Origin of the sequence: Bacteroides nordii, assembly GCF_019930665.1 — a bacterium.
In the GTDB taxonomy this organism is placed as follows: domain Bacteria; phylum Bacteroidota; class Bacteroidia; order Bacteroidales; family Bacteroidaceae; genus Bacteroides; species Bacteroides nordii.
Map to the genome: position 1 here is coordinate 4,863,957 of NZ_CP082886.1, position 25,586 is coordinate 4,889,542.

The 25,586-nt window shown below is 37.9% G+C and carries 20 protein-coding genes; 10 read left to right on the forward strand and 10 right to left on the reverse strand.

The window, feature by feature from the left end; all coding sequences use genetic code 11:
* Positions 1-150: 150 nt before the first annotated feature.
* Positions 151-546, reverse strand: coding sequence for a DUF3836 domain-containing protein (locus K8P02_RS18875; protein ID WP_002558585.1), 396 nt, complete (start codon positions 544-546; stop codon positions 151-153).
* A gap of 299 nt (positions 547-845) precedes the next feature.
* The gene (gene polA, locus K8P02_RS18880) at positions 846-3,653 is read right to left on the reverse strand and encodes a DNA polymerase I (RefSeq protein ID WP_007483231.1); all 2,808 of its coding nucleotides are present in this window, start codon (positions 3,651-3,653) and stop codon (positions 846-848) included.
* A gap of 87 nt (positions 3,654-3,740) precedes the next feature.
* Between polA and K8P02_RS18885 the strand changes: the two genes are divergently transcribed.
* Positions 3,741-4,715, forward strand: a complete 975-nt coding sequence (locus K8P02_RS18885; RefSeq protein WP_025866691.1) for a polyprenyl synthetase family protein — start codon at positions 3,741-3,743, stop codon at positions 4,713-4,715.
* On the opposite strand, the gene K8P02_RS18890 is transcribed toward K8P02_RS18885, so the two are convergent.
* The 7 genes from K8P02_RS18890 to mnmG all read right to left on the reverse strand — a co-directional run bounded on the left by K8P02_RS18890 (position 4,691) and on the right by mnmG (position 12,029).
* A complete protein-coding gene (locus K8P02_RS18890) occupies positions 4,691-5,410 on the reverse strand; it encodes a DUF1266 domain-containing protein (protein ID WP_007483234.1) in 720 nt (239 codons plus the stop codon). The two genes, K8P02_RS18885 and K8P02_RS18890, sit on opposite strands and share 25 nt — an antisense overlap.
* Positions 5,411-5,872: 462 nt before the next feature.
* Complete coding sequence (gene deoC / locus K8P02_RS18895; RefSeq protein WP_025866692.1) at positions 5,873-6,775, reverse strand: deoxyribose-phosphate aldolase; 903 nt, start codon at positions 6,773-6,775, stop codon at positions 5,873-5,875.
* The gene (locus K8P02_RS18900) at positions 6,762-7,100 is read right to left on the reverse strand and encodes a nucleotide pyrophosphohydrolase (protein ID WP_002558590.1); all 339 of its coding nucleotides are present in this window, start codon (positions 7,098-7,100) and stop codon (positions 6,762-6,764) included. Before K8P02_RS18900 ends, deoC begins: the two co-directional genes overlap by 14 nt.
* Positions 7,100-7,552 (reverse strand): D-aminoacyl-tRNA deacylase, encoded by a 453-nt coding sequence (gene dtd / locus K8P02_RS18905; RefSeq protein WP_002558591.1) that lies wholly within the window; start codon positions 7,550-7,552, stop codon positions 7,100-7,102. The genes K8P02_RS18900 and dtd overlap by 1 nt, the downstream gene beginning before the upstream one ends.
* Before the next feature lie 147 nt (positions 7,553-7,699).
* Entirely contained in the window at positions 7,700-9,520 is a 1,821-nt protein-coding gene (gene uvrC / locus K8P02_RS18910) for an excinuclease ABC subunit UvrC (RefSeq protein WP_223381686.1), read from the reverse strand.
* A 53-nt stretch (positions 9,521-9,573) separates the two neighbouring features.
* A complete protein-coding gene (locus tag K8P02_RS18915) occupies positions 9,574-10,104 on the reverse strand; it encodes an adenine phosphoribosyltransferase (RefSeq protein ID WP_002558594.1) in 531 nt (176 codons plus the stop codon).
* Between the two features lie 50 nt (positions 10,105-10,154).
* A complete protein-coding gene (mnmG, locus tag K8P02_RS18920) occupies positions 10,155-12,029 on the reverse strand; it encodes a tRNA uridine-5-carboxymethylaminomethyl(34) synthesis enzyme MnmG (protein WP_002558595.1) in 1,875 nt (624 codons plus the stop codon).
* Positions 12,030-12,181: 152 nt separating this feature from the next.
* Between mnmG and K8P02_RS18925 the strand changes: the two genes are divergently transcribed.
* The 9 genes from K8P02_RS18925 to K8P02_RS18965 all read left to right on the forward strand — a co-directional run bounded on the left by K8P02_RS18925 (position 12,182) and on the right by K8P02_RS18965 (position 24,588).
* Positions 12,182-13,825, forward strand: a complete 1,644-nt coding sequence (locus K8P02_RS18925; RefSeq protein ID WP_122201184.1) for a tetratricopeptide repeat protein — start codon at positions 12,182-12,184, stop codon at positions 13,823-13,825.
* 158 nt (positions 13,826-13,983) lie between these two features.
* Entirely contained in the window at positions 13,984-14,325 is a 342-nt protein-coding gene (locus K8P02_RS18930; RefSeq protein ID WP_155921403.1) for a hypothetical protein, read from the forward strand.
* A gap of 16 nt (positions 14,326-14,341) precedes the next feature.
* Positions 14,342-14,782, forward strand: coding sequence for a T9SS type A sorting domain-containing protein (locus K8P02_RS18935; RefSeq protein ID WP_002558598.1), 441 nt, complete (start codon positions 14,342-14,344; stop codon positions 14,780-14,782).
* Between the two features lie 2 nt (positions 14,783-14,784).
* On the forward strand, positions 14,785-20,886 hold the full coding sequence (locus K8P02_RS18940) for an RHS repeat-associated core domain-containing protein (RefSeq protein WP_025866696.1): 6,102 nt from the start codon (positions 14,785-14,787) through the stop codon (positions 20,884-20,886).
* A gap of 2 nt (positions 20,887-20,888) precedes the next feature.
* Positions 20,889-21,374, forward strand: a complete 486-nt coding sequence (locus K8P02_RS18945; protein ID WP_002558600.1) for a hypothetical protein — start codon at positions 20,889-20,891, stop codon at positions 21,372-21,374.
* Positions 21,375-21,643: 269 nt separating this feature from the next.
* Complete coding sequence (locus K8P02_RS18950) at positions 21,644-21,985, forward strand: hypothetical protein (protein ID WP_002558601.1); 342 nt, start codon at positions 21,644-21,646, stop codon at positions 21,983-21,985.
* 126 nt (positions 21,986-22,111) lie between these two features.
* Complete coding sequence (locus K8P02_RS18955) at positions 22,112-22,603, forward strand: type 1 periplasmic-binding domain-containing protein (protein ID WP_002558602.1); 492 nt, start codon at positions 22,112-22,114, stop codon at positions 22,601-22,603.
* Positions 22,604-22,690: 87 nt separating this feature from the next.
* Complete coding sequence (locus K8P02_RS18960) at positions 22,691-23,176, forward strand: hypothetical protein (RefSeq protein WP_025866697.1); 486 nt, start codon at positions 22,691-22,693, stop codon at positions 23,174-23,176.
* 467 nt (positions 23,177-23,643) lie between these two features.
* Complete coding sequence (locus K8P02_RS18965; RefSeq protein WP_025866698.1) at positions 23,644-24,588, forward strand: porin family protein; 945 nt, start codon at positions 23,644-23,646, stop codon at positions 24,586-24,588.
* A 254-nt stretch (positions 24,589-24,842) separates the two neighbouring features.
* On the opposite strand, the gene K8P02_RS18970 is transcribed toward K8P02_RS18965, so the two are convergent.
* On the reverse strand, positions 24,843-25,520 hold the full coding sequence (locus tag K8P02_RS18970; RefSeq protein ID WP_044157887.1) for a hypothetical protein: 678 nt from the start codon (positions 25,518-25,520) through the stop codon (positions 24,843-24,845).
* Positions 25,521-25,586 lie beyond the last annotated feature (66 nt).

Here is a 25,586-nt window from a genome sequence, read left to right on the forward strand (position 1 = left end):
TATTTAATAAAGGGAAAACAAAGATACTAAATTTCTTGTAACGTCTTAACATTTATGGGTTTGTTCCACGTGGCACAGAAAAGGCCGGAATATAAATTCCAGCCTTCTGTTGTATTAATGTAAAATGTAGAGTTAGAGAGAATATGTATATCAGATATTTGTATCGTCCATTGTAACTGTCATTTCCGGAACAAGAATATAAGCATTCTTTTTACTGTTCCATTTGTAATAATTGGTAGTTACAGTTTTACCTTCGTAAGTATAAGTGATGCGCAGGCTATTTTCCCATTTTTGGTTGTTAGCATTCCATTTTAGTGCTTCACTTTCTGTCATACGTTTCTGATCATTATACTTGTAGTTGTATTTCATATAGTTGGCGAGTGCAGCACCTTCCTTTTTATAAACGGTCTGTTCTACCATCACTCCGTCTCTTTCTTCTGAGTTATAGATGAGATTCCCGTCGTTATTGTGGGCAGAAACGGTTAGGCTACCTACAAAAAGAACTACTGATAATGCAATTGTTCTTATGGAAACATTTACTTTCATGATTATACTGTTTTTAGGGTTATATTATCATATTGTTATACTTAATCTCTTTATTTGCTGCAAAGTTACATATAAAGTGGATATTAATGCTTAAAATAAGTGAAATAATTATCATAATGATAATTGTCGTACCTCTGTATTGCTTTCTTTTTGCAGGTATTAATGACAAAAAAATATCCGGCAGTTTGTTTGCCGGATATATGTTTAAACAGTTCGTGTACTTAATGAGGCATTTAGCAGCTTTCTGCTTGAGGAGTTAATTAATGTTATAAATGTTTTGGTAGGCAGCAATTGTCTTTTTAATGAGCTTCTAACCAGTTTTTCCCCCAGCCGCAATCAGCCTTTAGAGGGACATGCATCCGGTAGGCTTTCTCCATTTCTTCAATAACGACTTGTTCCACCCGCTCTTTTTCCTCTATTGGGACACTGAAATTTAATTCATCGTGTACTTGTAATATCATTTTTGCCTTTAATCCTTCGCGTTTGAAGCGTTCGTAGATGCGAGCCATTGCAACTTTGATTATGTCGGCCGCACTTCCCTGGATCGGAGCATTGATAGCATTACGTTCGGCATATCCGCGTACTACAGCATTGCGTGAATTGATGTCCGGAAGGAAGCGTTTACGATGAAAAATAGTTTCTACATAACCTTTTTCACGTGCTATTTCAATACTTTTATCCATGTAAGCCTTTACCTGAGGATAGGTCTCAAAATAACCGTCTATAAGCTCTTTTGCCTCTTTACGATCTACATTCATTCGTTCAGCCAGACCGAAAACAGAGATACCATAAATGATACCAAAGTTCGCTGTTTTAGCTTTGCGGCGCATATCGGGGTTTACCTCTTTTATATCGGTTTTGTATACTTTGGCTGCTGTAGCTGCGTGAATATCATAACCACTTAAGAATGCGTCTATCATATTTTTATCTTCGCTTAGGTGGGCCATAATACGCAGCTCTATTTGTGAATAGTCGGCAGAGAAGAAAAGAGCACCTTCGTCAGGAATAAATGCTTTGCGTATCTCTTTTCCATTTTCATCCCGGATGGGGATGTTCTGTAAATTCGGGTTGCTGGAGCTGAGGCGTCCGGTTGCTGTTACTGTTTGATTGAAGGAGGTATGTACGCGGCCTGTACGCGGGTTTATTAACTGAGGCAGAGCATCAATATAGGTGCTTAACAGCTTCTTTAGTCCACGGTGTTCTAGAATTTTTTCTACTACAGGATGTTTGTGGCGCAAGCTTTCGAGCACCTCTTCTGATGTAACATATTGGCCGGTCTTGGTCTTCTTTGCTTTATCGATAATTTTAAGTTTATCAAATAATACCTCACCTACCTGCTTGGGTGAAGCGATATTGAATTCTTCTCCTGCCAATTGATAAATCTCTTGTTCAATGGCCTCCATTTGTGTTGTGAAATGTTTTGAAGACTGTTTGAGTGCTTCTGTATCCAGAAGTACTCCATTGCTCTCGATATTTACCAATACGGGTACCAGGGGCATCTCTATTTCATAGAATAATTGCTCAGCACCATTCTTTTTCAATTCTTTTTCCAGTATATTCTTTAGTTTCAGCGTAACATCCGCATCTTCGCAGGCGTATTGATAAATAGCTTCGGGAGCAAGATCGCGCATGCTCTTCTGATTTTTTCCTTTCGGTCCGATAAGTTCTTCGATGTGGATTGTTTGATAATTCAGATAAATTTCCGCCAGATAATCCATTCCGTGACGGAGTTCAGGTTGAAGAACATAATGTGCTACCATTGTATCGAAAAGAGGACCTTTTACTTCAACCCCGTAATTTTGGAGAACGATCATGTCATATTTGATGTTTTGCCCTACTTTTAACGTTTTTTCATTTTCGAATACTTCTTTGAATTCGTTTACTATTTTTAACGCTTCTTCCCGGCCTGCAGGGATTGGTATATAAAATCCCTGATTTTCGGCGAAGCTGAAGCTCATTCCTACCAACTCAGCTTCCATTGGGTCGGTTCCGGTTGTTTCTGTATCTAACGCAAGAATTTTGGTTGTAAGTAACTTTTGAATAATTTTGACTCTTTTCTCCTTATTATCAATTAGTTGATAGTCGGTATTGAGCGTTTTTAACGTGTCTATATTTGATTTTTTTTCTTCAATCGGTCCGTTGGGCGTAATTTCTGCAAATAAATCGCCTTGAATCGGGCCACTTTCTTGTGCAAAAAGCGGACCTGCAGAAAAGGGGAGAGGTTGACTCTCTTTTTTGAAGATTCTCTCCATTAGTGTACGAAACTCCAGTTCTTCAAAAATTTTTCGAAGGGCTTCTTCATCCGGTTGTTCACGTACCAGTGCACTCATGTCAAGTTCGATAGGTACATCTGTTTTTATGGTTGCCAGAAATTTGGAGAAAGTTATCATTTCCCGGTTTGTTTCTACTTTTGTTTTGAGTGCTCCTTTTAATTGGTCGGTATGTTCAAGTAGATTTTCGATGTTACCAAATTCAGCAATTAACTTTTGGGCTGTTTTCTCTCCGACACCTGGACATCCGGGAATGTTATCTGACGCATCTCCCATGAGTCCCAACATATCAATAACCTGTGAAGGTGACTGAATATCGAACTTTGCTTTGACTTGTTCTATACCCATAACCTCAAATTCCTTATCACCATACTTGGGACGGTACATAAACACATGTTCTGTTACCAGCTGGCCATAGTCTTTGTCAGGCGTCATCATATAGGTTGTGATCCCCTGTTGTCCGGCTTTGGTTGCCAGTGTTCCGATAACGTCGTCTGCTTCATAGCCTGCCACTTCAAGGATAGGGATGCGATAAGCACGGATGATATCTTTTATAATGGGTACGGAAAGCCGGATTGCTTCCGGTGTTTCTTCACGTTGTGCTTTATATTGTTCATAGGCTTCGTGTCGGAAAGTAGGTCCTGAAGGGTCGAAAGCAACTCCGATGTGTGTAGGGTTTTCCTTTTTCAATACATCCTCCAATGTATTTACAAAGCCGAGAATGGCTGAAGTATTGAAACCTTTGGAGTTGATCCGTGGATTTTTGATAAAGGCATAATACGCCCGATATATAAGTGCGTAAGCATCTAAAAAGAAAAGTTTACTGTTTTGGTCCATATTTATCTAATTTTTCATGGTAAAAGTACAAAAAAATACGGTATTAACCGTTTTATTATTACTTTTGTGCTCAAATAGTGTCATTATATGGATAGCTCGTCTTTTATAAAGTCTCCGATAGATGCGGAACTGGAAGATTTCAGAAAACTATTTGATAGTTCTCTTTCCAGTTCAAATTTCCTGCTTAATAATGTGATTGCTCATATTCGGCAGAGAAACGGGAAGATGATGCGTCCTATCCTGGTACTCCTTGTGGCACGTTTATATGGTGCTATCCGTCCTGCTACTTTTCATGCTGCTGTTTCTTTGGAGCTTCTTCATACAGCCAGTCTGGTACACGATGATGTAGTTGATGAAAGTACTGAACGTCGTGGGCAGCTTTCTGTAAATGCCGTTTTTAATAATAAAGTGGCGGTATTGGCTGGTGATTTTTTGCTGGCTACAAGCCTTGTACATGCCGGGAAGACGATGAGCCATGAGATTATTAGTGTTGTATCTTGCTTGGGGCAGGATCTTGCAGATGGAGAATTGTTACAGCTTTCCAATGTAAGTAATCCTCATTTTTCTGAGGAAATCTATTTTGATGTTATTCGTAAAAAAACGGCAGCCCTTTTTGCTGCTTGTACTAAATCGGCAGCCCTTTCTGTTAATGCAAGCGATGAAGAGGCGGAATTTTCGCGTTTATTTGGCGAGTATATCGGTATCTGTTTCCAGATAAAGGATGATATTTTTGATTATTTTGAAAGTAAAGAGATAGGTAAGCCAACAGGAAATGATATGCTGGAAGGTAAATTGACGTTACCTGTTCTTTACGCTCTGAATTCTACGAATAGTACCTGGGCACAAGAGATAGCTGTCAAAGTCAAAGAGGGGATTGCTACTCCTGATGAAATCGGACGTTTAGTCGATTTTACCAAGTCCAATGGAGGAATTGAGTATGCGGTTAAAATGATGGAACTATATAAGGGTAAAGCGCTTGACTTGCTTCATTCGCTTCCCCCTTCTGAGGTATGTACTGCACTTGAAGCTTACCTTGATTATGTAGTTGACAGAGATAAATAATACTTTTTCCATGGGCTTTCTGCATCCTGTGTGGCTGAGAGGAAGCTTGTGATTGTGATGTCTATTTCTTCTTTTTTATCTGTTTTCATAGCCTGTCCGATGAGGTAACTTTTACCTATTTCTTCCCAATTTTTAAATATCTGCCGACATTTTTCACCGGCAAATCTGATATATTCCCATGCCGTTTGCTCATCAATATATCCTGTCTCCAGGGCTACGCGTGCTAAGGTGATTAGTTCTCCCATGTCCCATGCTAAAATCCCTCGTTCGAAGTCTTCTTTTTCGATGGATACGATGTTTTTCTCACGTATGTACTTCATAAATCGGTGCAGATGATGGGCGCGCTGTATAAACGATTCTATGCCGAAAAAACGCTTACGGAGGATAGTTTCTATTTCTTCCTCATTGTCTGACGACAGAAGATAGGGCAGAAGGATAGAATATGCGGTACGTTCTCCTTCATTCTTGAGGAGCGTCAGCATTTCTGTGATGAAGGATTCTTGTTTTAGCTGAGGTATTTCTGCCAGCATTTGGCGAAGTTTATCTTTACTCATACCTGTCTCCAGACTATTCACGAAAAGACCTGTTTGTATACTAGAAATGAGCCCAATGAGCAGGTTTTGCTCTTTGTTGGCTAATAAGGCATTGCCTTCTCTGTTTTGGTTGAACCGTAATGAAATACTGCTTTGTTCCATACCCTTGTTTTTTAATTCTTCGTTAACCGAAAAGCGTGAGAACTGTTGCTCTGTATCTTTCCTGGGGCTTCGGCAAGCCGTTATGACGATACAAGCAACAGTCTCACGCTCCATTCGATATATAACAAGAGTATATACGTGAAGGTGCGTGAGACCCGTTTGCCTATTACCTTTCATAACATGAATTTTGCCGAATTCCAGGAAAAAGATAATAAATGAAACGTTCTCTAATACAGTTTATTAGCCTCTTCTCTATAGGCTAATGCTCGGCAAAGATAGTAAAAAAATGAGTATCTTTAAGTAAGGAAGTTTAGTTTTTCTTAATTATAGATATGATATTCGTGCTAAGGTTAACTGAATCGAAATGCCTGGATAATAAATGAGGATATACAAAAGAGGTGATCTGATGTTTTATTTAAAAATACAAAGCCTCTTTGGCATATCCTCACGAATTGTTTTGAATTAGAAGAATTTTATATCTTCACCTTTGATATCAGAAAGTAATAAATTTGCTAATCGGCTGGTACCCAGTCTGAAAAGCTTATTGTTAAGCCATTCTTCTCCCAGGATTTCTTTTACTATTGTGTAGTAAATCAATGCATCATTTACCGTATTAATGCCTCCGGCAGGTTTAAATCCAATTTTGTTTCCGGTCTTTTCGTAATACTCTTTAATGGCTTCGCACATCACATAAGCTGCTTCCGGAGTGGCTGCAGGTTGCTGTTTTCCTGTGGACGTTTTGATAAAATCTGCTCCGGAGTACATTGATAGGATGGAGGCTTTTTTAATGTTCGAAGCCGTTTTCAGCGCTCCGGTTTCAAGAATTACTTTCAGGTGGCGTTCTTTACAAGTGTCTTTTAACTCTTGTATTTCTTCACACATTGTTTCATAATCTCCACTCAGGAATTTACCGATAGAAATAACAATGTCTATTTCGTCTGCACCTTCCATCAGTGCCATGGCTGTCTCTGCTATTTTTACTTCAATAAACGTTTGTGACGACGGGAATCCTGCTGATACACAAGCAATATTGATACCGTCAACATCCAATGTGTTTTTTACTACTTCTGCAAAGTTGGGGTATACACAGATTGCTGCTACGTTCTTTAAATCGGGAAATTCATCGTCAAACTTGTTTACCTTTTCAGTAAATTTCATAACGCTTTCGTCACTATCCGTACTGTTGAGGGTAGTGAGATCAATACAGTTGAAAAGGAGTTTTTTTACCTCTTCTGTATTGTTTTCCGCTACTTTGTTTTCGATAATTGAAGCTACCCGGGCTTGTACATCAGCGTCGCTCAGGTTGGTATTGTACTTTGCCAATGCGGCTTCATACTTAGTCAGATGGCTGTCATTCTGTTCCATGGTCACTCAGTTTGGGGTTGTTTATATGTCTTTTGTTATCTCTTTTGGTTTTCTTTTCCAGGTTACGTGTAAAGGCCTCAGTGAGGTTTACGCCTGTCTGGTTAGCCAGGCAGAGGAGTACCCAAAGTACATCTGCCATTTCGTCTTCCAGATTGTCTTTTTCTCCTTCTTTGAAGGATTGATCACCGTATTTACGGGCCATTACGCGTGCCAGTTCGCCTACTTCTTCAGTGAGTACGGCCATATTTGTGAGCTCGCTAAAGTAACGTACTCCATACTTCTTGATCCACAGGTCGACCTGTTTCTGTGCTTCTTCCAGTGTCATTATTCTTTGTTTTTTGTATCTATACAAATGGTTACCGGGCCATCATTTAATAATTCTACTTTCATATCTGCTCCGAATTCACCTGTGCCTATTTCCTTTCCAAGTAAAGAACTAAGTTCTGTGCAGAATTGTTCATACAGTGGGATTGAAATATCCGGTTTGGCTGCTTTTATATACGACGGACGGTTACCTTTCTTTGTAGATGCATGTAGGGTAAACTGGCTTATTACCAGTATTTCGCCGTTTGTATCTATGACAGATTTATTCATGACTCCATTTTCATCATCAAAGATGCGGAGATTTATTATTTTCTTGCACAACCAGTCGATGTCTTCTGTTCCGTCGGCTCCTTCGATGCCTACCAGGATAAGCATTCCTCTGTTGATAGCCGATTTACAGTTTCCGTTGATGGTAACTGAGGCATGACTGACGCGCTGTATAACTACTCTCATTTCTCTTTTTTTGTTTTATTGGAAAGGCAAATTTACAAAAATCGCTATAGAAAAATCATGTTTCACAGAGTTTTTTCGTAAAATCACATGTGCTTTGTATTTATTTATAATGAGACGTATAGCCTGTGAATGCATTTAATGTCTCTGTTATTGCAGGTTTTCTTTAACAACTTTTGCTTTGGTTTCGCCTATAATAGCGCTGATATCCTCTAAAGAGGCTTCTTTGATGCGTTTTACACTCTTAAATTCTTTTAGTAATGCGGTTTTTGTTTTGTCTCCGATGCCTTTGATTGTGTCGAGGGCAGAAGCTACCTGGCGTTTACTGCGTTTATTACGATGAAAAGTAATGGCAAAACGGTGTACTTCATCTTGTATCTGCTCCAGTAATTTGAAAAGGGGAGAATGTTGTTTTAATCCGATTGTTTGAGGTGGAAAACCAAATAAAAGCTCTGATGTGCGGTGTTTTCGATCTTTGGCAAGGCCTGCAATAGGAATATTTAAATGTAATTCCTCCATAACTTGTCTTACGGCCTCCATTTGCCCTTTTCCTCCGTCTGTGATGATGAGGTCGGGTAGGGTGCTTTCCTCCTCTATGGCGCGCTGATAACGCCGTTTTACGACTTCTCTCATAGATGCATAGTCATCGGAACCTTCTACGGTTTTAATGATATACTTTCGGTAGTCTTGTTTCGATGGTTTTGCTTTCTTGAATACGACACAGGCAGCTACTGCATCCGAACCCTGGATGTTGGAGTTGTCAAAGCACTCTATTTGCATAGGTGGTTTTTCCAGATGTAACTCTTGTTGGATCTCCTTCATCAGTCGCATGCTTCTTTGTTCCGGATTTAACTTTTCTGATTGCTTCATCCGGTCTGCCTTGTATTGTTTTACGTTGAGTAAAGAGAGGTCTAATAATTTCTTTTTGTCTCCTCGCTGTGGCACGGTGAAAACGACGTTATTCAGTTCCATATCTACTTCAAATGGGACAATGATTTCACGTGAAAGGCTCTTATAGCGTTCCCGCATTTCGATGATTCCTAATGTAAGAAGCTCCTCTTTGCTTTCGTTTAGCTTTTTCTTATACTCAAAGGTGAAAGCCTGATTGATGGCTCCGTTCGTGATGTGCAGGTAGTTGATAAATGCTGAATTGTGCTCGTCTTCTTCAATAGAGAATACGTCGATATTGTGTAATATCGAGCTTACTACTTCTGATTTTGAGCGATAATTTTCTATAAGTGTATATTTCTCTTTTATTTTTTGTGCTTCTTCAAACTTCATTTCAGCGGCCAATCCCTGCATTTGCTGGAATAGCATACGGCTTATTTCCTGGGTGTTTCCTTTTAATATTTCCTTGATTTCATCGATATTTTTTAGGTATTCCTCTTGTGATTGGAGCCCTATGCAAGGTCCGGCGCAGTTCTTTATATGGTATTCAAGGCAAACGTTGAATTTACCTGTGCGTATGTTTTCCGGTGACAGATTCAAGCTACATGTCCGTAGTGGGTATAGGTGTTTTATCAGGTCTAACACTGCATTCATAGATGGCACATGACTGTATGGGCCATAGTAAGAGGAGCCGTTCCGAATGATTTTGCGCGTTTTGAATATTCGTGGAAAATATTCATTTTGTACGCAAATAGACGGATATGTTTTATCGTCTTTAAGCAGAACATTATACCGCGGCTTATATTTTTTTATAAGATTATTCTCTAATAAGAGAGCGTCTTCTTCAGAATTGACGACAATATAACGTATATCTGCAATTTTGCTGACGAGTACTCTGGTCTTTCCCGGTTCATGATCTTTGCTAAAGTAGGAATATACCCTTCTTTTTAAGTTTTTGGCTTTTCCTACGTATATAATAGTACCTTCGGCATTCAGATATTGATAAATGCCGGGCCTTTCGGGGAGGTTAGATACAATCCCTTTCAGATATTCGCTGGTTTTCAGTTCTTGGTTTGTTTCCATATAAAAAAAGGCGTAGTAACATAACTACGCCCTGCAAATATAACAATTTATATCTATAAAGACAATACGGATTCTACTTCTACATCATCTCCGAACATTGCTTTGCCGTTCAGCTCTTTTAGTTCAATGATAAAGTTTATATATACTTTCTTTGGCTTTAGTTTCTTTACTAAATCACAAGCTGCTTTCATTGTCCCACCTGTTGCCAATAAGTCGTCGTGCAGTAATACTACATCGTTTTCATCGAGAGCATCTTTGTGTATCTGTACAGTATCCTTTCCGTACTCTTTATCGTAACTCTCTTCGATGGTTTCCGCAGGAAGTTTGCCGGGCTTGCGTATTGGGATGAATCCTGCGTTTAAACGGGTCGCAAGAATCGGACCCATAATGAATCCTCTTGATTCGATGCCTACTACTTTTGTGATACCTTTGTCTTTGTACATCTCATACATTACGTCCGAGAGTTCCTGCAGGCATGCAGCATCTTTAAATAGAGTGGTTACGTCATAAAAAAGAATTCCCGGTATGGGGAAATCGGGTATTTCCCGGATACTTTTAATAAGCCTTTCTTTGCTCATAATCATGGATTTATTTCGTTTTCTTAAATGTTTTGTTTCACGTGAAACGCATGTTCTTATCTTCCCGAAAGCACCAGCAATACGTTGATGTCGCTTGGTGATACTCCAGGAATTCTACTTGCCTGAGCAATTGTTTCCGGATCTATTCTAACCAGCTTTTGGCGTGCTTCCGTTGAAAGCGATTGAATCGAGCTATAATCAAATTTGCCTTTGATCTTGATGCTTTCCAATCGGGCCAGTTTATCTGCAATGATACGCTCTCGCCCGATATAGCCTTCGTATTTAATAAGAATTTCCGCAGCTTCTATAATTTCTTCTTTTCTCTCCGTGATCTCGTCAAGTATACGCTTGAATGCCGGTACATGTTCTGCGATATTTTCTATTGTTATCTGCGGACGATTAATCAGGTCGATTAATTTACATCCATGACGCAGCGGGGTAGTACCTAATTTCTCGAGAGAATCATTAATAAGAGCTGCTTTTATCGAATAGTTTCGTGCAAAAGATATAATACGTTCCACTGCTTCGCGTTTCTTTTTCAGCAGAGTATATCTATCTTCTTTGACGAGTCCTAATTTCCAGGCTTTTTCTGTAAGACGCATATCAGCATCGTCCATGCGAAGAAGAATACGGTATTCTGCACGGGAAGTGAACATACGATAGGGCTCATCTACTCCTTTGGTAACGAGATCATCGATTAATACGCCAATATATGCTTCATCGCGTGCCAGTGTAAATGGTTCTCCACCTTGGCAGTTAATGTGCGCATTGATACCGGCAATGATACCTTGGCCGCCTGCTTCTTCGTATCCGGTAGTTCCGTTTACTTGTCCGGCAAAGAATAAATTCTTAATTATCTTCGATTCCAACGTATGTTTTAATTGGGTTGGGTCAAAGAAATCGTATTCAATCGCATACCCGGGACGGTATATAACCAGATCTTTAAATGCCGGAACTTTTTTCAGAGCTTCGATCTGTATGTTCATAGGCAATGAAGATGAAAAACCATTCAGGTATAATTCTTGTGTGGTTTCTCCTTCTGGTTCCAGAAATAACTGGTGTTGTTCTTTATCCGGGAAGGTAACAATCTTAGTTTCTATGCTGGGGCAATAACGCGGTCCTATACTTTGAATTTGTCCGTTGAAAAGAGGAGATTCTGATAATCCTTCACGAAGAATGCTGTGTACTTCCGGATTGGTAAAGCAGGTCCAGCATTGCAGTTGTTTGAGATGGCGTACATTCGTATCCATAAATGAGAATTTATGAAAGTCAGCTTCTCCATCCTGTGTGTCCATTAATTCATAGTGTACACTTCGTCCGTCTATTCGTACAGGAGTACCTGTTTTCATCCGTCCGTAACTGATCCCATGGCGTGCGATGGATTCGGTTAATTCGTAAGATGCAGGCTCTGCCATACGACCTCCGGGGAGCATGTTTTTACCTACATGCATCAATCCATTGAGGAAAGTTCCGGCTGTGAGTACGATACACTTCGCATGAAAAGTGACTCCCCACATGGTTATTAACCCTGTTACTTCGCCGTTTTCAACGAGTAATTCTTTCACTGTATCTTGCCAGATATGCAGGTTGGGAGTATTTTCCAATACTTCTCTCCATGCTCCTATAAACTTATTGCGGTCACATTGTGCACGTGGACTCCACATTGCCGGCCCTTTCGAACGGTTTAGTATGCGAAACTGGATAGCTGTTTTATCTGTTATCAGCCCCATTTGTCCACCAAGTGCATCTATTTCGCGTACAATTTGTCCTTTGGCAATACCACCTATCGCCGGATTACAACTCATCTGCCCGATTTTATTCATATCCATCGTGATCAGACAAGTCTTTGAGCCCAGATTGGCCGAAGCGGCAGCCGCTTCACAGCCTGCATGTCCGGCACCAATTACAATAACATCATACCTAAAATCCATTTGTTTAATCCTTATTTGCAAACGGTGCAAAGTTACGAAAAAGTTCTGAGAGTGTTATACGTTTCTAAAATTCGCAATAAAGCAGTTATTTATATTCATTTTGCCTGTTTGTAATAATATTTAGTTACTTTTGTATTTTGGAGTGTAGGGTAATGAATAAAATACTTGTTTTTTTTATTGTTTTGGTATTATTGAGTGGCTTTATGGTTTCATGTTGTCGTTTTGAAACCTCTAATTGTATCCTGTTACGAGCCGATTCGTTAATGCAATCCTCTCCAGATAGTGCATTAAAACTGCTTTATTCTCTGCCTTATAACTCTTTGTCGAACTCCGAACAGATATATCACGGGCTTCTAGTGGCGCAAGGTACTAATAAATGTAATTTGTCTTTACTCTCTTGTGATTCGTTGGTTGACGTGGCATTGGACTATTATGGTCGTGGTGAAAAGAAAATAAGAGCTCTACTGTATAAAGAACGGATACAAAGAGAAATGGGGATGAATAAAGAAGCGATGGATAATTGTTTCATAGCATTGAAGGAGATTAATTTGGGTGATAGTAAGCAAATACATTTAAAAGCAATGCTTCATGCCGATTTAGGACTGTTGTATAAAGGGAAGCACTTATATGAAAGGGCAACGGAGCAATTTTGTTTGGCCTACCACTGTGATTCATTGGTGGCGAATGTAAAAGGGATGATGGTATCCTTGATGAATATGGGCGATGTGTATACTTTACTTGATAATAAAGAAACTGCACTCGAATGTTATGAGTCTGCATTTGTTCATGCTTTGCATCAAAAAGACTCTCTTTTTATGGGTATGCTTTGTCATAATCAGAGCCTTGCTTATGATGCGTTTGGTGAATTTGACATGGCATTGAAGTATGCTCAGAGGTCTTTGAGTTTTTATTCGGATACAGATGACTCTTTTAATTCATATATCAATATTGGGTGGTTATATTATCAAAAAAATCAATTAGACTCTGCTAAATATTATTTGGAAGAAGGTTTGAATACTACAAATGTTGGTCCTCGGGCAATAGCATGCGCCTATTTGGCTGAATTGGAGAAAGCAGAAGAAAACTATCAATTAGCACTTAGTTATAATGAACAATATGCCGGTCTGCTTGATTCTTTGAATCAGCAAAATGAGGTTTCTGATATTGAACGATTAGCTTATAAATATGAGGCTGAAATACGTGTAAATGAAGAAAAAAAACAGATGCTTCTGCTAATTCGTTCTGTTATTTCTGTTTCTATTATTTTTATTTTGATACTTATTATCTTCTATCACCAGATTTTAAAACGCCGTAAAATAGCTCAACTTATGTACGAAGAGGAGTCGGGACGTTTAAAAAGGGATATTAATCAATGTCAGCTTGAGATAGTGAAAAGAGAAAAATTACTTAAATATAAAGATCTGGAAATTAAAAAAGTCTTTGATGAAAAAGAAAAACTCTGTAATCTGAAATTTAGAGAAACGGCTATTTTTCAAACTGTAGTTGGATTGAGCGAACAAAAAGTTTTTAATAAAAAGGAATTGATGGTTTTGCGTACCGAGGAACAAAAAGTTCTGCGTTCGACTGTATTTGAAATTTATAGTAGCTATATAACTTATTTACATAATAATTATCATGGAGTAAGCGAAGATGACTGCCTTTATTGTTGTTTACGTTTATGTGATTTTGATGATCAAACAATAGCGCTTTGTTTAGGAAATATCAATAAACAGATCGTGATTCAGAGGCGTAGCCGGTTAAAGGCAAAAATGAAAAAAGCTATATTCAATGATTAAAAATAGACACAGAAACGGGTAAAAAATGAATTTGTTATTGCTTGATGTGATAACTGTTTTATTATTAGGTGTTTGGTCGGATTGTAATGTTATCGGTTTTTCTCAATAAGTAACTTCGTTAGTCGTAGTTTTGCATGAAATTTTATATTAAATATTTTATGAAAAAAAGACTACTATCATGTTTGTTTCTGGTTCAACTTATTTTAATGCCAGTTAGTTTATTTGGAAAAGGCCAAGATACTCCTAAACGAAAACCTGCACACCTTGAACTTTTGCAGCACACTGTTCAGACTAAAGGATGCTCTCCTTTAATTACAGGCTATGTTGAAGATTGCCGGCTTATTCTATTCTTTCATTCATCGTTACAAGGTGTATACTTACAAGTTACTGATCAAGTGACTGGGAGGATTGTTTTTGAAGGCTGTGCCACAGCCTCTTCACTTGATATTCCTTTAGAATACGTAACTACTGAGTTTGAAATCGTAATGTCCATTCTGTAACTAATCCCGTGTACAAATGAAAAATAAATTAGTGAAAAGGTTGCTTTTACTCTTTTTATTCACTTCTGTGTTTATTGGTGTCTCTGCACAAAATCATATAAAATATACTTATGATAAAGCAGGTAATCGCATAAAAAAAGAAATCGTGTTGACTCGTAGTGCTTTTTCTAATGACTCAGACAATATAAAGCCGTTTACAGATAGGATGAATGAACGTATCATTCAGATTTTCCCGAATCCAACGAAAGGTAACTTACTCATTACGGTCTCGGGTGATAGTGAGAACTTGACTACTGGTCATTTGACTTTGTTTAATTTTGCAGGAAAGATGGTAGTAAAAACAGAAATAACTTCTACTACAACCAGTTTGGATATTAGTTCAGAGCCAAATGGTATTTATATAATGCAGATTGAACTTGGTGATGAGAAAACTTCCTGGAAAATTATAAAAGAATAACGATGAAAAGGCTGATTATATATATAGTAGGGCTGATAGTAGCTATCAGTTCTCAGGCTCAGATTTCCCTGAAAGATTTAGTAAACATACCTATTGATACTATTGGTCCTAAGGGGTTAGTAATAGATAGTGCAGCAATAACGAGAAGTACAATTCCTGAGATTCGGTCAACTCACTCATTTGATGGTGAACTTCATCCTCATATTCCAAATTCTTATGCAATTGATCGAACTAAAGATGTAGGGGAAATCAAATGCAATACTGCTGTAGGTCCTTCGGGGGCAATGACTATGAGTATTCCATTAGAGGTTTATCCTGATCCGAGAGGGTTCACTCCACAAATTGCGTTGAATTACAATAGCCTTGGAGGTAATGGACCCTTAGGAAACGGATGGAATCTATCAGGAGCGTCTGTTATAGCGGTGATTAATAAATCTATTTATTATGATGGACAAACCTCAGGAATAACTACTGCGAGTCCTACTTGTTCGTTTTCTCTTGATGGGCAGCGATTGTTACAGGTGGGAATCTCTTCTACTTTTTTGACCTATCAAACAGAACAAGGTAATATTAAAGTGAAGGGGTATTATGGCTCTGATTCTGTTATGACGAGCTTTGAAGCTTATTTCCCTGATGGTCGCTGTGCTTGGTATGAGACCAATAATGGAGTGACTTTTTATGTAACTCGAATGAAAGATCGGGCTGATAATGAGATTTATTACTCATATACCTCGCTTCAAAACCACTATCGATTGTCAAGAGTAACTTATGGCAGTGCTAAGCAGGCTTGGGTGGACTTCCACTATGCTACTTCACGTCCGGATATCCAAGTGGTCTATAGTGCAGGTAGAGGATTTCGATATGACTATTTACTTTCTTCTGTTTCTACGAATCTTTTGGGTTCAGTGCAGAGAGTGTATTCTTTGACTTATGCTACTCAAGGGGGTGTTTCTGTCATTAGTAAAGTGGATTGCACAGCTTCAGGGCATTCATTAAATCCTTTGATTCTATATTATGGAGATAATCAGCAGATTCCAACTTATCAAAAAGAAGATACTCAATTAGTGCATTGGTATAATTTTGATGAAGCTTGGCAAGTACGTACGGTGAAAGGTAAATTTGATTATGGGACAGATAATGATGGTATTATTATGTTACCAAATAAAGTTCATTATGTGGAGTATTGGAGAAAACCCGGAACATTTCGTCACTCAAGAAGTCATTTTGAAAATCAGTATACCGGAGATGAAACGATTGTTGTGGCAACCGGATTAAGCGGAAAGATGTCTGAATTTAATCCTGAATTGAAAACGGAATATGGCTTTATTGATATTTTTTGTATGGATGTAGATGAAGTAGAGGGAGAGGAGATTGTAAAAATTAACAATTATGTTGCAGGTGATCTTGACAAAGTTGATTTTCACGTGTATACGAGTGATCTGTTTGCAGGTATTGCAAAAAAGTATACTCGCTCTTTCTCATTTAATACGTTGTTGACTCATCGTGATACTAAAAGTATTAATCCTAAATTTTACTATACCGGAGATTTTAATGGAGATGGTAAAATGGAAATATTGGTTGTCTCTGCTTCCAATGCTTTAGGGAAAGGTGCTCCTTCAATGTGTTATTTAATTGATTTAGAGGGAAATAAAATCTTATACGAGGGAAGCCCTTTTTCCTTTTGGCAACAATTTCCTAAATATGGCGATGACACAATATCAGCTGATGAAGCAGCTAACGGTTCTCATAAAATCTATGCTATAGATTATGATGGTGATGGTAAAACGGAGTTGTGTTGGATTAATGACTCAGAAACACAGATTTATTCTTTTAGTAAGGTTGGGGAGCGTATGGTATGTAATAAAGTTGCTTCTGATATACAACTGCGTAATGGAATGTTACGAGACCGTGATCTTCTTCTTGGTGAATTCAACGGAGATAATAAGACCGATTTTCTACTATCTCCTCCTAAGGGAGGGAGCGCATCTTGGAATATTTTTACTTCTGAAGGTGATGGTACTTTTAATGTAGGGTCTATTACTATGACGATAAAAACAACATCGAATAGGTTTATATTACAAGACATGAATGCTGATGGACAGACGGATTTAGTGGAAATCTATAGTGCCGGGCCTGACGCGAGGTTACAAACTTATTTTATTGCAGACTGTACCAATAAAGGGACTAAAATTATTACTGTTCCTAACGAAACTATATTGATACCTACAAATATACAGAGTCGAAATTTTTATAGTAAATTGATTGGTTTGCAAACTGGTGGTATTGCCTCGCGCATTACTTATCAGAATGATGACTCTAAGAACAGGCTTTTAACAGGTATTGTAAATAGCTATGGTATTGTTACAAAAGTAGGCTATCAGAGACTTAATGATGAGTCTTCACGTTTTTACAGCCCAGGTTCAGGTGCGCAGTTTCCTTATCAAAATTATAAGGGAGGATTGACTGTAGCCAATAGTGTAACGACGTACTGTGATTCTGTTATGCTGAGTAATGCTTCTTATGAGTACTCAAATGCTATTATTCATAAACAAGGTCTTGGATTCAGAGGATTTGGGGAAGTCAAGGTTTATGACTATGTTACAGATAAGTATACTTCTCAAACCTTCGATCCGCAGCGTTTCTCTGTACCGATAAAAGATGAATCGTATGAACACTCAAATGTTTATACCTACAACATTGCAATTACAGCCAATAAAATAGCGCAAATTCGGTTAACAAATAAGGTCTCGACGGATAAGCTTAAGAATGTTTCACTAACGGGGAGTTATATCTATGATACGTATGGCAATGTTCTAAAAGAGATTATAAATTATGGTAATGGATTAGAAACCGTTCAAAGTAATACTTTTCAGAATATAAATGAAAACTCTATCTATATCTTAGGCTTACCTTTGACGCAAGAGGTGACAAAGAAAAGAAATGGAGAGGCGGCTATAGTGGGGCTTACAAAATGTGTTTATAATACCAACTATTTGCCAATAAAAAAAGAACAATATATCACAAGTTCTGATAAAGTAAAAGAAGAAGTTTTTGAATATGATGACAAGTTCAATTTGATTTGTACTAAGACCAAAGACTATTCCTCTACCCATTGGTTGGAAGTGAGGTATACTTATAATTCCAATGGACAACTGACTCGTAAAACTGATCCATTGGGGCTTTATGAAGATTATAGTTACGACAGTAATGGATTTCGGTATAGTGTCAAAAACCATAAAAATCACATTACTACTTATACGTATGATGCTTGGGGTAGAAAGATACAGACTGCTTTTCCTGATGGTACCACAGAGAACAGTACAGCAAAATGGATTACTTCTCCTACCGGGGCCTTGATATTAATGACTACTACCGCTACCGGACAACCGGATCAAGAGGTTTATACCGATGCTTTAGGTAGAGAAGTAAGAATTGGTGAGAAGCGATTTAACGGTAAGTATCTATATACAGATAAAGTGTATGATAATAAGGGACGTTTGCAACAGTCATCTCTCCCTTTTAAAGGTAAGGCTTCCTTATGGAACAGATATACCTATGATCAGTATGATAGACTCACAGGTGTAGATTATGCTTCCGGAAAGACTGATAGTTATTCGTATAACGGATTAAGTGAGACATCTGTTATTAATGGATTGCCGAGCAAAAAGACATACAATGCCGCAGGTGAATTAGTAACTGTCGAAGATGGTGGGGGTACAATCACTTACAATTATCGCGTAGATGGACAACTCTCCTCCATTGAAGCTCCTGGTGGTGTAACTACTTTATTTGGATACGATAGATATCTTCGGCAGACAAAATTGGTGGATCCCAGTGCGGGAATTAAAACATTTGAGTATGATGCCGCCGGTAATATCAGTAGGGAAACAGATGCAAACGGGAAAGTAACGCAAACGATATACGATGCCTACAATCGTATAACACATAAAGAACAGATAGGTGAATTCACTACAAATTATATTTATAATTCGGATGGACTCTTAGCATCTGAATCAGGTACTAATGGTTCAGGTAAAACTTATATCTACGATGATTTAATGCGTCTTTCCACTGAACGAGAAGAGGCTGTGGATGATAAATGGTTGCAGAAGACATATACGTATACCGATGGCAATATCTCTTCAATAGCGTATGCATCTCAAACAGGTGATATTGCTACGGAAAATTATACTTATGCGAATGGAACTCTTTCGGGAATCAGGTTGAACAATTGGATTTCTATTTGGCAGTTGCAAAGTGAGGATGATTTGGGATTATTGACTAATGAAACTACTGGACCTTTAAACCATGTCTATAGCTATGATAGGTATGGGCACCCCACACAAAGAATTGTAGCGACTCAATTTGGAATAGTACATTTCTCTACGTATAACTTTTCTTCGCAAACCGGTAATTTGAATTGGCGAAAAGACGATATGCGTCAATTACAGGAAAATTTCGGTTATGACGCTTTGAATCGTTTGACTTCCTTTGGTGGGAAAACAATGACATATGATGAAAAAGGGAATATAACAGATTATACCACTGTTGGTAAATTTGATTATAGTACAACAAAGCCTTATGCTATAGAGCTTGTTACTCCGTATGGCGATGCTATTTCGTTACGAAATCAGGCTGTGACTTACAATGCTATGATGCGGCCCGTTTTTATTTTTGAGGATGATTATACTGCCATTTTGGAGTATAATGGAAATGCTGATCGTATAAAAATGGAGTTGGAGGAAAATGATACAAATATCCTGACCCGTTATTATATCGGTAATCAATATGAACTTGATCTAACAAATGACTCCATTCAAGAAAAGCTCTATTTAGGAGGAGATGCGTATTCTGCACCTGCAGTTTATGTGAAAAAAGATGATGGCAATTGGGATATTTATTATATTTGTCGTGATTATCTGGGTAGTATCACACATGTGATCGATCCTATGGGTAGTCTTGTCCAGGAGTTAAGTTATGATGCATGGGGCAGACTTCGTGATCCTGAAAACCATGAACTCTATGCACCTGGTGATGAACCTGCGCTTTTCTTAGGAAGAGGTTATACCGGACATGAGCACTTGGCGGTCTTTGGATTAATTAATATGAATGCTCGTTTGTATGACCCGGCATTGGGACGTTTTTTGAGTCCCGATCCGTATGTACAAGCTCCGGATTTCAGTCAGAACTTCAATCGGTATAGCTATTGTTTAAATAATCCGTTGTTGTATACCGACCCTACGGGAGAGTATTTTCTGATTGACGATCTTATTTCCGCTATAATCGGTGGTGTTGTCAATGTGGTCATTAATGTAGTTCAAGGCAACGTACACAGTTTCGGTCAAGGTGCTGCCTTTTTCGGTGCAGGTGCTCTTTCAGGGGTCATTACCATTTATGTCGGGCCTATAGCTGGTGCTGCAGTATTGGGGGCAAGTAATAATATCTTAAGTCAGGGTTTCAATAATGGCTGGGGGAATATTAGTTGGGATCAAGTAGGAAGCTCTGCCGTGATGGGAGCTGCAACGTCCTATCTGGGTGCTTCTTTAGGGAACGCTTTGTCAGGGCCTATTCAAAACCTTACTTCCGGTATTGCGAGTCCGGTATTGCGGGAAGCTCTGACACAAGGGGCATTAAATGCTACTACCGGCTTTGCCTTGAGTACAGGTATGGCATTGGGTACCGGTTCAAGCCTTGGTGATGCTTTAAAGCAGGGAGGTCAAGGTGCTGCGTTTGGAGTGGCTTCGGGGGTGATTAGTGGAGCTGTAAAAGGCGTTGGTGAAGTTGCGCAGGCAAAGAAAGCGGCGCAGGGTGGAACAAATAGTGTTTATCAGGGTACCGATGCAGAAGGAAAAGTAAGATATGTAGGCATTACTGAACGAGATCCTAATGTGCGGTTTAATGAGCATCTGAATTCCGGGACTAATAGGGCTGGATTGAAGTATACCCCGGTACCTGGGACAGGAAATTTACCTCGCATGCCAGCCCGCATAATGGAACAGAATTTAATAAATAAGTATGGAATGCAAAAAAATGGCGGACAATTATATAACCAAAGAAATTCAATTTCTCCAAAATTCTGGAATGGATTAGGAATAAAAAAATGATTATGGCAAAAAGAATCGTAACCAAAATCGGTGATGTGTTTTGTTCTGAAATAGATGGTCAGTGCAAACGCTTTTTTCAGTACTTTGCAATAGATAGTACAATGTTAAATAGTTCTGTTATTCGGGTATTTAAACAACATTATCCTATGGACTACATTCCTGATATCTCTGAAATAATAGTTGGTGAAGTTGAATTTTATGCACATACTGTTTTGAGGAGAGGTATTGCAGATGGCATTTGGTATAAAGTAGGTAAATCTTTAGAGTTAGGCGACTATCAAGATGTCTTTTTTAGAATGAATGGAGATATTGACAGGGTTGAAAGGTCCGAAAAATGGTATGTCTGGAAAATTGGCGAACCTTTCATTTATGTTGGCAAATTACCTGAAAAATATTATGAGGCAGATGATGGAAGTGTGATGCCTTACGAGAATCTTATTGCAAGATTCAAGACAGGTAAGTATTCATACTTTTTTCCGGCATATTGAGATTTGTGTTTAGGTTTCTATATTTATAATATGGAACTAATTCATATTATAGATATATGAACTCATATGACCAAAGATATTCATTCTCTCCGAAATTCTGGAATGGATTAGGAATAAAAAATGATTATGGCAAAAAGAATCGTAACCAAAATCGGTGATGTGTTTTTGCTGAAATAGACGGTCAGTACAAGCGCTTTTTTCAGTACTTCGCAATAGATAGTACACAATTAAATAGTTCTGTTATTCGGGTGTTTAAAGAACATTATCCTATGGACTATATTCCTGATATTTCTGAAATAATAACTGGTGAAGTTGAGTTTTATGCTCATACCGTTTTGAGAATAGGTATTGCAGATAGTGTTTGGTATAAGGTTGGTAAATCTTTAGAGTTAGGCGACTATCGAGATGTCTTTTTTAGAATAGATGGAGATATTGACAGGGTTGAGAGGTCTGTAAAATGGTATGTGTGGAAAATTAATGAACCTTTCATTTATGTTGGCAAATTACCTGCAAAATATTATGATGCGGAGGATGGAAACGTGATGCCTTATAAGGAAATTGTTACAAGATTGAAGACTGGTAAGTATGCCTATTTCTTCCCGGCATATTGAGTTTTGTGTTTAGGTTCCTATGTCTATAATATGGAACTAATTCATATTATAGATATAGGAACTCATATGACCAAAGATATTCATTCTCTCCGAAATTCTGGAATGGATTAGGAATAAAAAATGATTATGGCAACCAAAAGAATTGTAACTAAAATCGGTGATGTGTTTTGTGCTGAAATAGACGGTCAGTACAAGCGCTTTTTTCAGTACTTTGCAATAGATAGTACACAGTTGAATAGTTCTGTTATTCGGGTATTCAAGCGACATTATCCTATGGACTACGTTCCTGTTATATCAGATATTGTAGTTGGTAGTGTGGAGTTTTATGCACACACAATGTTGAAAGGTGGAATTACAGCTAATGCTTGGTATAAAATAGGAAAATCTTCAGTGCTTGTTGATTTACAGAATATTATCTTTAGGGTTTCTGAGGATTATGGGTCTGAGGTAACTAAATCAGAAAGATGGTACATTTGGAATCTCAATGAACCTATGATTTTTGTGGGCAAACTACCTTCAAAGTATTATTCAGCAGATCTTGGTTCAATTATGCCTTATATTGCGATCTGTAATAGGCTTCGATTTGGTAAGTATACTCATTTTTATCCTCTTTATTGAAGGTTTACCTGATGGGTTAGAGATTGTTTAAAATAACAATGAAAAAAAGTTTAATGCTTTTTGAAATTAAGTGGTAATAACATAATTATGGCAAAAAGAATTGTAACCAAAATCGGTGATGTGTTTTGTGCTGAAATAGAGGGTCAGTGTAAACGCTTTTTTCAGTACTTCGCAATAGATAGTACACAATTAAATAGTTCTGTTATTCGGGTATTTAAACAACATTATCCTATGGACTATATTCCTGATATCTCTGAAATAATAGCTGGCGAAGTTGAGTTTTATGCTCATACCGTTTTGAGAATGGGTATTGCAGATGGTATTTGGTATAAGGTTGGTAAATCTTTAGAGTTAGGCAACTATCGAGATGTCTTTTTTAGAATAGATGGAGATATTGACAGGGTTGAGAGATCTGAAAAATGGTATGTCTGGAAAATTGGTGAACCTTTCATTTATGTTGGCAAATTACCTGCAAAATATTACGATGCAGAGAATGGATATGTAATATGTTATGAGGATCTTATTGCGAGATTGAAGACGGGTAAGTATACGTACTTCTTTCCGGCATATTGAGATTTTTTTAAGTTCCTATGTTTGTTAACATGAAACTAATTCATATTAACAAACATAGGAACTCCTATAACCAAATAAATTCAATTTCTCCGAAATTCTGGAATGGATTAGGAATAAAAAAATGATTATGGCGACAAAAAGAATTGTAACTAAAATCGGTGATGTGTTTTGTTCTGAAATAGAGGGTCAGTACGAGCGCTGTATATGATAAAAAGTTATTTATCAGCTAATTAATCTATTTGTGAGTGGTAAGGTTGATGAAAGTGATTTTGTGATGAATATTATTTAGTTTATAATTATTATAAAGAGTACTACTAAGGTAAAGAGAAAAAAAGAACTTTTTTTAATCAGTTTTCCTGTTTGTAAATTGTCCGTTAAAATAAAAAAACATTTATCTTTGCTGTATAGAAGTCATTGAGAAGAGGCAGAAGAAACATATATAAACAAAACTAATAGTACAAAGCTTTATGAAACTAACTAATCTATTGTCAATCTCCGTATTGCTACTTTTAGCTTCCTGTTCACCCAAAGTCGTGACAAATCTGATAAAAACTTATCCAAATCCAGTTCCGGCCGATTCTGTTCGGGTCTTTGAATTGGGAGAGACAGTGCCCAACACTGCCGAAGCCATTGGACGCGTTTCTGTTATAGATCCCGGTACGGCTACGAAATGCCGGTATAATGAGGTCGTTCATCTTGCACAGGAGGCTGTTGGTAAAGCCGGTGGAAATGGTTTTGCTATAACCTGGCATGAGGATCCGTCTTTCTGGAGAAGTTCGTGCCATCAGATATCCGGATTGATGCTTTACCTTAAAGATAATGAAGTGGATACATTGAGGGCAAATCCCGTGCAGTATGCCATCGATCTGAACTTTGTAGTGGCCAGAGACAAGAAGCAATCTGAGCGGAGGAATCCGGCACCTGCTAATACCTTTGAAGTTAGCTTGGGGTATGGTTGGATAAGCAGTAAAATCTATGATGCTAATAATGTGTCTTTGGGGAGTAAAAGCGGTTTAGAGTGGAAGCTTGGCTATGAGCATATATGGACTTCCGGATGGGGAGTAGGTATGCAATATTCTGGTTTTAAAGCGGAGCTTCCGGGAGGAGATATGGTGCTGTCTTATCTGGCACCGGAGGTTACATTACGTACAAAGTTTGATAAATGGATTTTGAAGTGCGGAGTAGGCATGGGGCTTTTTCTTTATAATGAACCCTATTACAGTACTGCCGGATTTGGCGCACATGTCACTATGGGATTAGAATATATGTTGTCGAGCCATGTGGGACTTGGCGTATCAGCCAGTTCAATTGCAAGTAACTTGCCGAAACGGGACGGAGTTGAACTAAAGAAGGATGAAAAGAGCGGAATAAATCGTGTCAATGTATTGGGCGGATTGAGGTTTTATTTCTAAAATAGGCCTGTTGCCTCAATATAGATTTATTTAATTGTTTGATCCGGTAAACAAACATACAGTTATTGAATAGTATGTGAAACCTGATGATAGATTAAGAACATTTTTCTTTATATTTTCCATATGGGGGAGTAGTCATTTGAGCTAAATAAACTCTTCGTTCCTATCTCATGTTTAAAAACATAATAAAATTTAATTGCAAAGGTTTTTATTGTGGTAGGCGCATGTGTTATACCTGATACATGCGCCTTATACTAATTGTTAAAATCTAAAATTTTATACCTGTACTCTAGTTCGTCCAGAGGGGGGTCGAATTTGTAAACACCTCCACCTGTAGCGTGATATAACACTTGGTATCCAACTGTTCGCATAGTACATTGTCGTCCATTTTGGCTAACAGTAAAGCCTCTTTCTCCTTTACCGATTGCATTAGGGTCAAAACCGCAACTTGGTGAAGGGAGAGGAACCATATATAAACCATCAATATACATATATACAATCTTGGTTACATTGTATAAATCAACAAAATAAATTCCAGTACCAATGTTAGTCGGAGAATTCCTCAAAAGCACCTTGACTTTACTTTGAAGCAATTCATAGCTACTATATCCATAGAAAAACTTATATGGTGGCAAAGGTGGCATGTCCTTGGTAGCAGGATGCGTGCTTTTATATTTATCAATCTTCTTTTGATGCTCGATTTCCATCAAGTTCGGATTTTCCTTTTCATAGGTTCTAATCAATGAACAAAGCGAGTCCATCGTTATAGCTTTTACAGATTCTGCATAAATATTAAGTTCTTCATCAGACATGCGTGAGAAATCAACATCTTGCATGGTATTAATACCTGTAATCTCTTCTTCATTAGAACAGTTAATAAATAATATAGAAGTAATGCCAAATAACAATAGTAGATAGTTTTTTGTTTTCATGTTCATTTTATTATTCTAAAAATATTATTGATATTTATTGTAAAAAAATACCGAATAAATGTAATA

Excerpts from the sequence above, each read along its gene's own strand:
- K8P02_RS18875 (WP_002558585.1), bottom strand. The coding sequence starts at position 546 with ATGAAAGTAAATGTTTCCATAAGAACAATTGCATTATCAGTAGTTCTT.
- polA (WP_007483231.1), bottom strand. The coding sequence starts at position 3,653 with ATGGACCAAAACAGTAAACTTTTCTTTTTAGATGCTTACGCACTTATA.
- K8P02_RS18885 (WP_025866691.1), top strand. The coding sequence starts at position 3,741 with ATGGATAGCTCGTCTTTTATAAAGTCTCCGATAGATGCGGAACTGGAA.
- K8P02_RS18890 (WP_007483234.1), bottom strand. The coding sequence starts at position 5,410 with ATGGAACAAAGCAGTATTTCATTACGGTTCAACCAAAACAGAGAAGGC.
- deoC (WP_025866692.1), bottom strand. The coding sequence starts at position 6,775 with ATGGAACAGAATGACAGCCATCTGACTAAGTATGAAGCCGCATTGGCA.
- K8P02_RS18900 (WP_002558590.1), bottom strand. The coding sequence starts at position 7,100 with ATGACACTGGAAGAAGCACAGAAACAGGTCGACCTGTGGATCAAGAAG.
- dtd (WP_002558591.1), bottom strand. The coding sequence starts at position 7,552 with ATGAGAGTAGTTATACAGCGCGTCAGTCATGCCTCAGTTACCATCAAC.
- uvrC (WP_223381686.1), bottom strand. The coding sequence starts at position 9,520 with ATGGAAACAAACCAAGAACTGAAAACCAGCGAATATCTGAAAGGGATT.
- K8P02_RS18915 (WP_002558594.1), bottom strand. The coding sequence starts at position 10,104 with ATGATTATGAGCAAAGAAAGGCTTATTAAAAGTATCCGGGAAATACCC.
- mnmG (WP_002558595.1), bottom strand. The coding sequence starts at position 12,029 with ATGGATTTTAGGTATGATGTTATTGTAATTGGTGCCGGACATGCAGGC.
- K8P02_RS18925 (WP_122201184.1), top strand. The coding sequence starts at position 12,182 with ATGAATAAAATACTTGTTTTTTTTATTGTTTTGGTATTATTGAGTGGC.
- K8P02_RS18930 (WP_155921403.1), top strand. The coding sequence starts at position 13,984 with ATGAAAAAAAGACTACTATCATGTTTGTTTCTGGTTCAACTTATTTTA.
- K8P02_RS18935 (WP_002558598.1), top strand. The coding sequence starts at position 14,342 with ATGAAAAATAAATTAGTGAAAAGGTTGCTTTTACTCTTTTTATTCACT.
- K8P02_RS18940 (WP_025866696.1), top strand. The coding sequence starts at position 14,785 with ATGAAAAGGCTGATTATATATATAGTAGGGCTGATAGTAGCTATCAGT.
- K8P02_RS18945 (WP_002558600.1), top strand. The coding sequence starts at position 20,889 with ATGGCAAAAAGAATCGTAACCAAAATCGGTGATGTGTTTTGTTCTGAA.
- K8P02_RS18950 (WP_002558601.1), top strand. The coding sequence starts at position 21,644 with ATGGACTATATTCCTGATATTTCTGAAATAATAACTGGTGAAGTTGAG.
- K8P02_RS18955 (WP_002558602.1), top strand. The coding sequence starts at position 22,112 with ATGGCAACCAAAAGAATTGTAACTAAAATCGGTGATGTGTTTTGTGCT.
- K8P02_RS18960 (WP_025866697.1), top strand. The coding sequence starts at position 22,691 with ATGGCAAAAAGAATTGTAACCAAAATCGGTGATGTGTTTTGTGCTGAA.
- K8P02_RS18965 (WP_025866698.1), top strand. The coding sequence starts at position 23,644 with ATGAAACTAACTAATCTATTGTCAATCTCCGTATTGCTACTTTTAGCT.
- K8P02_RS18970 (WP_044157887.1), bottom strand. The coding sequence starts at position 25,520 with ATGAAAACAAAAAACTATCTACTATTGTTATTTGGCATTACTTCTATA.